Here is a 9965-nt window from a genome sequence, read left to right as displayed (position 1 = left end):
GGCTATCGCTCCGACTACGACCTCATGGTCGTGGTCAACGACAGGTCCTTTGCCGAAGAAGACGCGCTCTGGGAGGGGGTCGACAACAGGCTGCTCGAAGAACAGATCGCTCGCCGCATCGAGACACCGGTTGTTCCGATCGTCCATACCTTGGCCGACGTCAACGACCAGCTCGGCCGCGGCCGACCCTTCTTTGTCGATATCGCCAGGGACGGCATCGTCCTCTACGAAGTGCCCGGCCATCCGCTAGCAAAACCGAAGCCGTTGACGCCGAAGGAACAGCGCCAGGAAGCAAAAGGCTATTTTGAGCAATGGTTCAAGCTGTCAGAAGAAGCGCTGAAATTGGCTGAACTTGGAATGGCAGACAACATTTGGCGTCATGGCGTATTCATGCTTCATCAGGGGACGGAATCCGCCTATCATTGCGCTCTGTTGACCCTTACCCTCTACAGCCCGAAGTCGCATCGCATCAAGGTACTGCGCTCTCGCGCCGAAGGACTGGACCCGCGCCTGATTGCGGCATGGCCTCGTGACACCCGGTTTTCGCGGCGGTGCTTCGAGCTGCTGTCTCGCGCCTATGTCGAAGCCAGGTATTCCTCCCAATACGAGATCACCCAAGAGGAACTTGCCTGGCTTACAGAGCGGGTCAGGAGCCTGCAGGAGGTTGTCAAAACAGTCTGCCTCGAGCGGTTGTCCGGGGAGTAGTATTCCGGATCCCGCATGGCAAGGAGTGGGCTTCGTACAGCAGGGATCGGCTCTTTGGTCGCCCGTGAATTGATTTCATACTGGTACGAACGCTTACACCAGTTGATGCAATAATGCTGACGATCGAACATCCTCCGCCGCCGCCGTTTTCGGTAGGGTCCAATTCGGACGGGCCTCTACCGGCACATGATGACGCTTGGCGCTTTCAACCACTGATCGTATTGTTACCGAAGTGCAACGTCCCATGACCAAAAGGCCGTTTGTCGACAGCAACCCGTCACTTCGAGATTGATCGACTCAGACAAGAATGAAAGGCTGGCTTTGCGGCTAGCTGACTCGCCAGCCGAAAGGCGATCTATCGGAACAGCCCCAGCCCCCAGGTGGCGGTTCAATCGAAAGGGAATGGATTTCCAATGACACTTCGGATGGCTTTGTTGACCTCCGCCGCGGTATTTGCTGCCGCGTCTACGCCGGTCTTTGCTGCTGATGCAATCGTTGCAGCTGAACCCGAGCCGGTTGAATATGTCCGCGTCTGCGATGCATATGGCACAGGCTATTTCTATATCCCAGGCACCGAAACATGCCTCAAAGTCAGCGGTTACCTTCGTTTCGAGGTCTATGCGGGCCCGGATGAGAAAGGCACCTCGGACTGGAACGCTCGCACGCGCGCTCATGTGCAGTTCACTGCCAAGAGCGACACCGAATATGGTCCGCTCACTGGCCTAATCGTTATACGAAACAACGGTGACAATCCCGAGACGACCTCGATCCTGGACTCGGCCTACATCGACCTCGCCGGCTTCCGCGCCGGTCTGTTCTACAGCTGGTGGGATGACGACCTTTCTGGCGAACCGGACGTCCTCTCGAGCTTTGAAACCCTGCACAACTCCATCCGCTACCAGTATGAAAACGGCGACTTCTACGCTGGCGTCACCGTCGACGAGCTGGAAGACGGCTATTACAAGCCCGGTGAGAACCCGAATAATTTCGGCGTCGGCCTCGGCATTGGCGGCAAGGCCGGAGCAATCAGCTACCAGGTCATCGGCAGCTACGACACCGACAACGAAGACGGTGCAGTGCGCGGAATGCTCTTTGCTGATATCGGCCCCGGGACACTTGGACTGGCAGCGATTTACGCATCTGGTCCGAACTCCTACTATTCCCAGTCAGAATGGACCGTTGCAGCCGAATACGCTTACAAGGCCAACGAGAAGTGGACCATCACCCCGGAGGCTCAGTACTTCGGCAATTACGTGCCTGATCTCGGTAGCTTCAGTGGCGACTCGTTCGACGGCCTCGGCGACGCATGGACGGTCGGCATTACTGTAGACTATCAGATCGCTGACAACCTCTATGCCAAGGCAACAGCCGATTACACTGATCCCGATGATGCTGACGAGGTGACCAAGGGTTTCTTCCGTCTGCAGCGCTCCTTCTGATTCCTGCCGGCGCCCTCATAGGCGGGCGCCGTTCAATCTCATCGGTCAGGGCGTGTTCTTGGTTTACCGCTCCGTTTCAGGCAACGCGGCACGTCGGTGCTGTATTCGGCTTCGAAGCCAAAATTCATGGGATCGAAGCGAGCGGATACCCTCCCGGACAATTTGGAGATGGTGCGAAGTTCAGGAACCGCCGCGAGTCTCGGGCGATGGCGAGTGAAGCTTTCAACGCTCGCGGGTTTTGATGACCTGTGATCGGACACTCGCAGGTTTCGCGGCTACGCCAGTTCCCTGAAGGTAATAGAATATCGCAGCTGTTCAACGGGAGGGATGGAATGTTCCCATTCCATCCGCGAGGGACCTGAGAGAAGATATGCGTACCCAGCCGCCACGCTAATAGATCTTCGCTCCCACTTGCCGGCCATACGTCGGCGGCCCTGATCCGTGCGGCTGAAGAGGCTGGAATTCCCGTGATAACAGTCGTTCATTAAGCTCGTTCCCGCCCAACGGATTTGGCTCGAGTGACGAGTAAGGCGGGGAAACCGCCACTGGGGCTCGCTGTTGGCGTGCCGCCAGTCTGCAGCGCTAGGCCATTGCACGCACGATGGTCACCTTCAATCAAACCGAGAATAAAATGATCATCGTTGGCGGCATTAGGTCCAGCGCTTCGGCATTGTGTTGAGCCTCGTCGAAGTCAGCGGCCATGCTGGTTGTCCTTGGAATGCCGAGAGCCCACTCCTACCTTGAGGCCATGGAAGCTGCCATACTCGAAGGGGGTTGGGATTTGCGCTCGATCAACCAGTACGCTAGCGTACGATGGGGCCGTCGCAGTTGTGAGTAGTCTTTCGGACCGTATACCAATAACCAGGACTCTCGTCTCGTTTGAACAAAATTTCCTGTTCATGCTCCCCTGCCCTCCCGGAATTCATGACGTCCAAGAAGAAATCGGCAACGACGCGAAATGCGAGACCCAAGTCGCTCCTGCAACGCCTAGCGGCCCAGCCCGAGAAACTCTTTGCGGGCAAGTTTCGCCAGCAATGCGCTGCGTTGTGCTTCCGTTACAAGGATGACAGAACAACGATTGAAATTCTGATCGTCACAACGCGCGACAGTGGGCGCTGGATCATTCCGAAGGGATGGCCGATAGAGGGGAAGGCACTCATGAGGCTGCAGCCATCGAAGCTAGGGAAGAAGCAGGAGTTCGAGGTAAGGTTAGAAAGAAACCGGTCGGCAGATACACATACCTGAAGCTTCTAGGCGACGGCGAGGTCGTGCCCTGCATCGTTGATATTTTTCAGATCGAAGTCAAAAAGAAACACGACAGATTCAAGGAGCGTGGCGAGCGCATCCTGGCTTGGGTCTCCCCGGACGAAGCAGCACGCAGGGTTAGGGACGTTGAGCTCAAGTCTCTGCTAGTGGAATTCACGCCCCACGGACGTTGATCGTGGCAGGCCAATCAAGGCGACATTCATGATTGAATGGTTCGTACGGTCTTATTGCCGGACGCGATATGGATGCGGACATCCGGGAACTTGCGGGCTGCCCAGGCTGCAGTGAGGACGCGCATACGGCAAAGGTGCTGTAGTACGCACCTTCTCTGCATTGGGGGTCATTGCGGTTCGCGAGCCGACGTCGAGTGAATTGAAACTCAATTGCCATACCTCCTCGAAAATCCAACATATTGTGTTGACGAGATGTGCCGCTATTGTAGTTTCGTGTAAACTCTAGGCGGCAGACTCCGATTGGATCGAAATGGAGTTCGATGCCAGCCGAAAGGCAGAGGCAATCATCAGGCATGGCTGAATTTAGCAGAATGGAGAGGCATAGTGTCCTACTCTAAGGCGGAAGAGTCGCCGTTGTTGCGGGACCGCTATCAGGCATTTGTCAGCCAAATAACACTGCAACCGAGAGCTCTTCTGACCTTTCTTGGATGCTACCTTCTCATTCACGTCTTCGTCAGACTTCTGCTGCCTCACGGCCTGCGATATGACGAGTCGCAGCAGGCTTTGTTCTCGCAGTGGCTGGCGATCGGATACGACAATCAACCACCGCTGTATAACTGGGTTCAGCAGGCATTCATAGGTGTATTCGGCCTTTCGCTGGCGACCCTGGCATTCACCAAGAGCCTGAGTCTTTTCGCTGTTTTTCTCGCCTTTGTCGCACTTTCTAGGATTTTGCTTCGGTCGAGTGCATCAATTGCGCTGGCGACACTTCTACTCTTCACGATCCCTCAGTTTTCGTGGGAATCCCAACGCAACTTGACCCACACCGTTTGCGAGCTTGCGGTGGTGTGCGCGTTTTTTTACTCGGCGTCCATAACGATGAGGCGTCCGACAGCCCAATCCTATGTAGCGCTCGGATTGGCCACTGGCCTTGGGATGTTGAGCAAGTATAATTTCGCGCTTATCGTCGTTGGGGTAATGGTGGCCGCGCTCGGCGATCCATCTGGACGAGCGCGGCTTTTTGATCGACGTTTTGTTCTGTGTATTTTGATCGCCGCTGCGATCTTTCTCCCGCACGCGGTTTGGATGATAAGTCACCGCGATATCGCAGTGGACAGAAATCTCGGGCTACTCGGAGTAAGCGAAGAGATCCAACTGGTGATGGCGGGCAAGGGCATGCTGGATGTAGTGTCCACCGCAGTGCTGCTGTTGCTTCCGACACTCCTGACGTTTGGTCTCATCGTTAACAAGGATGTGGTTCGCGTCTGGAATGCATCGAGTAGCGAGTCCCGGTTCCTGGGACGCTACCTAATCGCCGTATCGGCCACGCTTCTCGTGATAGCCTTCTTTGGCACGAATGGAATGCGCGACAGATGGCTCCTGCCTCTCTATGTCGTCGCTCCGCTTTACCTCTGTCTGAAGTTGGAGGCGGCTGGCGTCGTTGTTGAACCGCTGGTCAAAAGGCTTATGCCGGTTGTCCTAGCCGTAATGATCCTCGTGCCGGCGAGCCTGCTTGTGCGTTCAGGTTTTCCTCAATGGTTCAAGCGCCCCGATGCTACCGGAATCCCGTATGCAGAATTTGCTCAGTCTGTGACCATGTCGGGTACACGCATGCCCGACCTCATTGTAACCGACGAATGGCTTGCAGCTGGTAATCTTCGCCTTCAGTTCCCCACCACACCGGTTCTGTCGCTCAATTTTCCCAACCTTACGCCGGTATATGAGCGGAGCACCCTCAGATCGATCTTGGTCGTGTGGACGGACAACGAAATAAAGCAGAAGGAAAGGCCTGAGCTCGATCGATGGGTCACGCTGATGGGTGAAAGAGGCTCCGCTTCGCCGGTCAGCACCGTTTCCTTGCCTTACGAACGAAGCTGGGGTCTCAGGCAGGCTGAGTTCCACTACCGTTGGGTTGATTTGCCGATCAACTAAACGCCACGGCCAGATCGATCAGCGTTCCTGCTGCTAGCACTGCCCCGTAGCCTGCTCATCTCGCTTCCTCGACACAGTGATCTTACGTGTAGAGATGCCGCGTCGGAGAACCGATGCGAGGGCTATCACGAACACTTGACCGCCCTCACCCGACTCGGCCCACCAAGCCGCGGCGGGGTTCCCCGCCCATCACCACGAAAGAGGAAATTCTCGTGCCGGCGATTTCCGCCGTCGATAAGTCGTGGTGGAAAGAGTGATAGTTTCCAAGATCCAGCAGGCATCGAGAGTTCACCCCGAGGGAGGTGCCGACCTTTTTGTTTGGCGCCGGCGTCCAGCTCTTCCTGCGGTACCAGCGCAGGGGCTGCTGTCGCGTGCGAAAGCGTTGCCCTGCGGCAACACTCAGCTTCTGAACGATGCTGGCGAACCATGAAATTGCAGGTGAACCGCTATACTCTCCATTAGGGTAGTTGCATGTTTCGCCCTAAACCGGGTTAGACCGAGCGCATACGGGGGCAGAAGTTGACTGAGACTGTTGATGGTTCATACCTTCCCGTTCGGCGTGCCACCAGTATAAGCACAATCCTTCCCGTCCTTCTGCTGGCAACCTATTTCACCGCGAGCTTCGTCCTTCGGCTGCTGCGCGGCGGCGATCTCGCCTCCGACGAGGCGGAACAAGTCGCACTCTCGCATGCGTTGCAATTCGGTTATGGCGACCAGCCGCCTCTCTACAACTGGGTGTTCTACTGTTTCGCCAAGGTCTTCGGCGCGTCAGTCGATACGCTGGCATTCGTGAAGAATGCGACGTTGCTGATGAGCTGCCTGTTTCTTGGCTTGGCTGCTCGCAAAGTGGTGGGAGAACGTGACGCTGCCTGGATCTCCATTCTCGGCTTCCTGAGCCTGCCGGCGGTCTTTCTGCTGTCGCAGCGGGATCTGACTCACACCGTCGGCGCCTTCGCTGTCGTTGCGCTGTTCCTCTACGTGCTGACGCTGGTGGCCGAGCGCCCGTCGGCTGGCAACTACGCGCTTCTCGGCGCGGCGGCCGGCCTGGGATTTCTGGCAAAGTACAACTTTGCGATAATCCCCGTGGCGACAGTGGTTGCGCTCCTGCTTGAACCCAGCCTGCGCCGACTGGTTCTCAACTGGCGGCTGGCCGCGACCATTGCGGTTGGTCTCGCTGTTGTTGCCCCGCACGTTTATTGGGCGGTAACCCATCTCGATGCGGCAACCGGTGACACGGTGACAAAGATGCGGGCAGCATCGAGCCACGGGATGCCTCTGCAGCTCATCGCCGCCTTGGAGCTGGTGGAATCAATTGTCAAATGCTGCGCATTGACGATCGCTATTCTCGCCGTTGTCTATCGCGGGCATCTCCGCACCATTTTCGTTGCGAGCAGCGAATGGACGCGGGTGATCGGCCGGATGCTTGTCGTCAGCATGTTTCTGGTCTTCGTCATCATGCTGGCTGTCGATGCGACGATGATGCGCCCGAAGTGGATCTCGATCTTCTTCGTCGCATTCCCCCTCTATCTCGCATGTAAGGTCGATGCGGCAGGGGTCCACGTCCCCGGCGCAATCAGCAAGCTTACCGTGCTCGTTGGGGCAATGATCTTTATCTCACTGGGCGTCGTTTTCGCAGGAAGCTTCCATTAGCGCGGCACACGACGCCGCTTATATCCGGCACGCGAGATCTCACTCCAACCGTTACATCGCCGCATTGTCCTGCACCTCCCGTAGCCCCTCGTGAGAGGCGTGGCGAAGCTTTCCGTCCTCAAGCACCTCGCAAAATCAGCGCCCTTACGCAAGGCAGCATGTCGAACCGGGCTTACCGAACGAATCCTCACGATGACGATGCCGGCGCTGCCACGATGCAGGCTCAGTCGCTCATTGCCGGTCGAGATCCGAATCCGATGGGGAGCCCGCAGTTCTGGACGGAAGCATTCATCCGCGGTGGTGGTGGCGGCATGCTCGGCGATTTCGTCAACTCTTCGGTTACGCGCGGCGGGGAAGGCATCACCCTTCTCTCCACCATTGCGCGTGTAAAATACCGATGTGTCACTTTCGCCTTCCGGGGCCTGATGGTGACCGTCGTTGCCTATGTCCTCTTGCTTGTCAGCACGTAATCGGGACCTGGAGAAACGAGGCATAGCGTCTGATCCTGCACATCGCGCGTAGATGATGCCGCTCGGTCAGGAGCTTGTCAGAGCCCCAGTTACCAGAAATAAGTAAGTTTTGGGCACTGTAGGAGGGTCAAGGGGCACGATCGGAGAGGGGCGGCAACGGGCTTAGTTGATAGGCTTTTCAGGCGCGGCATGAGCAATAAAGCCACACAAAGCTCAGGGTATAGTCTCTCCTTCAACCCGCGAAAACTCGCTGGCAGCTCCAAGAAACCAGCAACAACTGCCGGGAGTGAACCTCAGCTTCCAAGCGTTCACTGGGTAGTCGAGCACATCGCTCAAACTGAACGGCTGTATGGCGAGTTGCACAATCAGCTTCCAGATCCCAATCTGACTGTAACAAAACCGCGGTCGATTGAACGAAAACTTGCAATTCAGGGTAAAACCGACCCTTCAAAGATCGCTGAGTATCACAGACAGACGCTAAATAAAGAGGCGATCGATACAGCCCAGCGCATTGCCCTCCTCTTTCAGGTGCTTTCTGTTGATGTCGCCCACGAGATTAAGCGGGCTAAATCTCGACCGCGCCGAACCAAACGCCAATCAAAGAAGCGTAGCGCCTAACATCTTCCTACACCGGCCTTAGGCCGGCGACGGGATGGTCACGCCGTCACGTCAACAAAGATCGATTTCTCCACGAGCGTTCCGCACAGCCAACTGGCGATGCAGGCGAGCGGTCGCGCCAATGTCGTCATCGATGGTGACCACATTGGCGCGCCTGCCAAATCGCGCCGAAAAAAACTCCCGTTCTGTCTCGGCCGAAGCCAAGTGCCGGGTAACCAAGCATACATCCGTTCCCAAAACCACCGCATATCGCATCGGCTTCCTCCGGTGTGGTAGCTTGATTGCATGATGCACGATGAGAGCATGGAACGCAACTTCTTGGCGAGCAGCAAATTGAAAAAGCTCAAGCCATCGGAGCGGTCATTTCGAGATGGCGCGTCCCCAGACCACCTCCATGATCGGCCTGATCAAAAAGCCAGCATTTTCGAGATGATCGAAGTCCAGTAGTTTGAGGAGGATCGCACAAAGGTCTTCTTGTGCCCCCATGATTCTCGCCCTACAATTCCCCGTACTGAAGGATCGTCCACCCGGCTATTCGAGGTGATGACAAGTCTTGCGTTTGTCCCGGTCCGTGAAGCGCCCAGGTCATGAGGCGTCTTGCCGAAATTCGCCCGACGCCGGCCTGGAGCTCACGCGACGCTGACAAAGGAAGTTCTGCGACAACCCCTTTCGATAAGGTCATAGTAGCAGGCTTTGGTTCGCCGAAAACCCTCGGAGCCTCGGCTACCCTGAGTGGCGAGGTGTCTCCAATCGACGCCGTTTGGATCGGATCGGTCTCATGGCCGTTCCTAATTGGCTGCGTTCGTAGCGTTGGGACTGGGACCGCCATTGCGGAGAGATCGGCGAAATTGCTCTTTTCAGTTTCCTTGCGATCGCTGCCGCCTTGAGCAATCTGGCGGGCAAGTGCTGCCTCCGCACGGCTGGAAGGCACCGCAAGGAGAGCGGTCTTCAGATTGGCGCCCGAGGCCCTTGTTTCCGTTTCCTCCGTGTCGTCCTCATCCACCGTCGCGGCAATGTCGATCGTTCTCGAGCCAGCTCGCTTTTTGCTGTCGGCAATCGCTTGGTCGTAGCCCGGTAGCGGTCGGCCATCCGCGGGAACATGCATTGTTCGTCCGCTCGGAAAAATGCTTGCTAGTTCCTGTCGCGACATGCGGGGCCAGGCTCTGACACGACCGACATCGAGATGAACGAAGGGAGAACCGGAGCGGGGATAGTATCCCACACCGCCTTCCTGTTTCTGCATCGCCAAGGCCCTCAGCGTGGCAAGTTTCACGCCTGGAATGTAGAAGTCCATCGCCTTTCCAAGCATGTGTTGACTGCTCTTTGCGACGCCTGAGCTTCTGGATCGGGACCGCAGCATGTTGTTGGTAGTAGGTGAACGATACGCTGAGACGACGTGAATGTAGTCGCGAGCTCCGCTTTTGCCATAGACCTCCCAGACGAGATCGAGCAGCCGGGGATCCATGCGCGCCGGCTCGTTTCTTCGCCAGTCACGCAGGAAGCGGTTAACCTGGGCAAGCCCTCTTGGATCGAACTTTCCATCGCGTTTGAACGTAATCGTTGCCCGCTCTCCCGTGTGGGTAAAGAAGAGTTTTAACGCGCGATCTTCCGCAGCGGGATCGTGCCCACTGCAGTGGTGTAACTGGACGGCTCTGGTCCCATGCTCTCCGGCGTGAGCCGGACTGATCAACGTGCCACTGCCGGCAAGCTGA

8 protein-coding genes and 1 pseudogene are annotated in these 9965 nt (G+C 56.8%); 7 read left to right on the top strand and 2 right to left on the bottom strand.

Annotated elements, in window-relative coordinates; translation table 11 throughout:
- Both FHX16_RS31150 and FHX16_RS31145 read left to right on the top strand, forming a co-directional pair.
- The coding region (locus FHX16_RS31150) for a HEPN domain-containing protein (RefSeq protein WP_259132189.1) at window positions 1-705 on the top strand (705 nt) is incomplete at its 5' end.
- Window positions 706-1118: 413 nt separating this feature from the next.
- Complete coding sequence (locus FHX16_RS31145; protein ID WP_183757938.1) at window positions 1119-2144, top strand: porin; 1026 nt, start codon at window positions 1119-1121, stop codon at window positions 2142-2144.
- A gap of 275 nt (window positions 2145-2419) precedes the next feature.
- On the opposite strand, the pseudogene FHX16_RS31140 reads toward FHX16_RS31145, so the two are convergent.
- A pseudogene (locus FHX16_RS31140) lies at window positions 2420-2611 on the bottom strand (alpha-ketoglutarate-dependent dioxygenase AlkB); the annotation flags it as partial.
- Between the two features lie 666 nt (window positions 2612-3277).
- Between FHX16_RS31140 and FHX16_RS31785 the strand changes: the two are divergent.
- From FHX16_RS31785 to FHX16_RS31115, 5 genes are all read left to right on the top strand, one after another.
- Window positions 3278-3583: a hypothetical protein gene (locus tag FHX16_RS31785; protein WP_405049349.1), complete on the top strand. Its 306-nt coding sequence runs from the start codon at window positions 3278-3280 to the stop codon at window positions 3581-3583.
- 384 nt (window positions 3584-3967) lie between these two features.
- A complete protein-coding gene (locus FHX16_RS31130; protein WP_183757939.1) occupies window positions 3968-5515 on the top strand; it encodes a glycosyltransferase family 39 protein in 1548 nt (515 codons plus the stop codon).
- 519 nt (window positions 5516-6034) lie between these two features.
- Window positions 6035-7165 (top strand): glycosyltransferase family 39 protein, encoded by a 1131-nt coding sequence (locus FHX16_RS31125; RefSeq protein WP_183757941.1) that lies wholly within the window; start codon window positions 6035-6037, stop codon window positions 7163-7165.
- Window positions 7166-7323: 158 nt separating this feature from the next.
- Complete coding sequence (locus FHX16_RS31120) at window positions 7324-7635, top strand: hypothetical protein (protein WP_183758057.1); 312 nt, start codon at window positions 7324-7326, stop codon at window positions 7633-7635.
- A 189-nt stretch (window positions 7636-7824) separates the two neighbouring features.
- Window positions 7825-8253, top strand: coding sequence for a hypothetical protein (locus FHX16_RS31115; RefSeq protein ID WP_183757943.1), 429 nt, complete (start codon window positions 7825-7827; stop codon window positions 8251-8253).
- A 496-nt stretch (window positions 8254-8749) separates the two neighbouring features.
- On the opposite strand, the gene FHX16_RS31110 is transcribed toward FHX16_RS31115, so the two are convergent.
- Complete coding sequence (locus FHX16_RS31110; protein WP_259132191.1) at window positions 8750-9943, bottom strand: DUF882 domain-containing protein; 1194 nt, start codon at window positions 9941-9943, stop codon at window positions 8750-8752.
- Between the last annotated feature and the right edge of the window lie 22 nt (window positions 9944-9965).

The sequence above is a fragment of the Rhizobium sp. BK661 genome (assembly GCF_024808825.1).
Classification (GTDB): domain Bacteria; phylum Pseudomonadota; class Alphaproteobacteria; order Rhizobiales; family Rhizobiaceae; genus Rhizobium.
This window is presented reverse-complemented; position numbering and strand designations above follow the sequence as displayed.

Excerpts from the sequence above, each read along its gene's own strand:
- FHX16_RS31145 (WP_183757938.1), top strand. The coding sequence starts at position 1,119 with ATGACACTTCGGATGGCTTTGTTGACCTCCGCCGCGGTATTTGCTGCC.
- FHX16_RS31785 (WP_405049349.1), top strand. The coding sequence starts at position 3,278 with ATGGCCGATAGAGGGGAAGGCACTCATGAGGCTGCAGCCATCGAAGCT.
- FHX16_RS31120 (WP_183758057.1), top strand. The coding sequence starts at position 7,324 with ATGTCGAACCGGGCTTACCGAACGAATCCTCACGATGACGATGCCGGC.
- FHX16_RS31115 (WP_183757943.1), top strand. The coding sequence starts at position 7,825 with ATGAGCAATAAAGCCACACAAAGCTCAGGGTATAGTCTCTCCTTCAAC.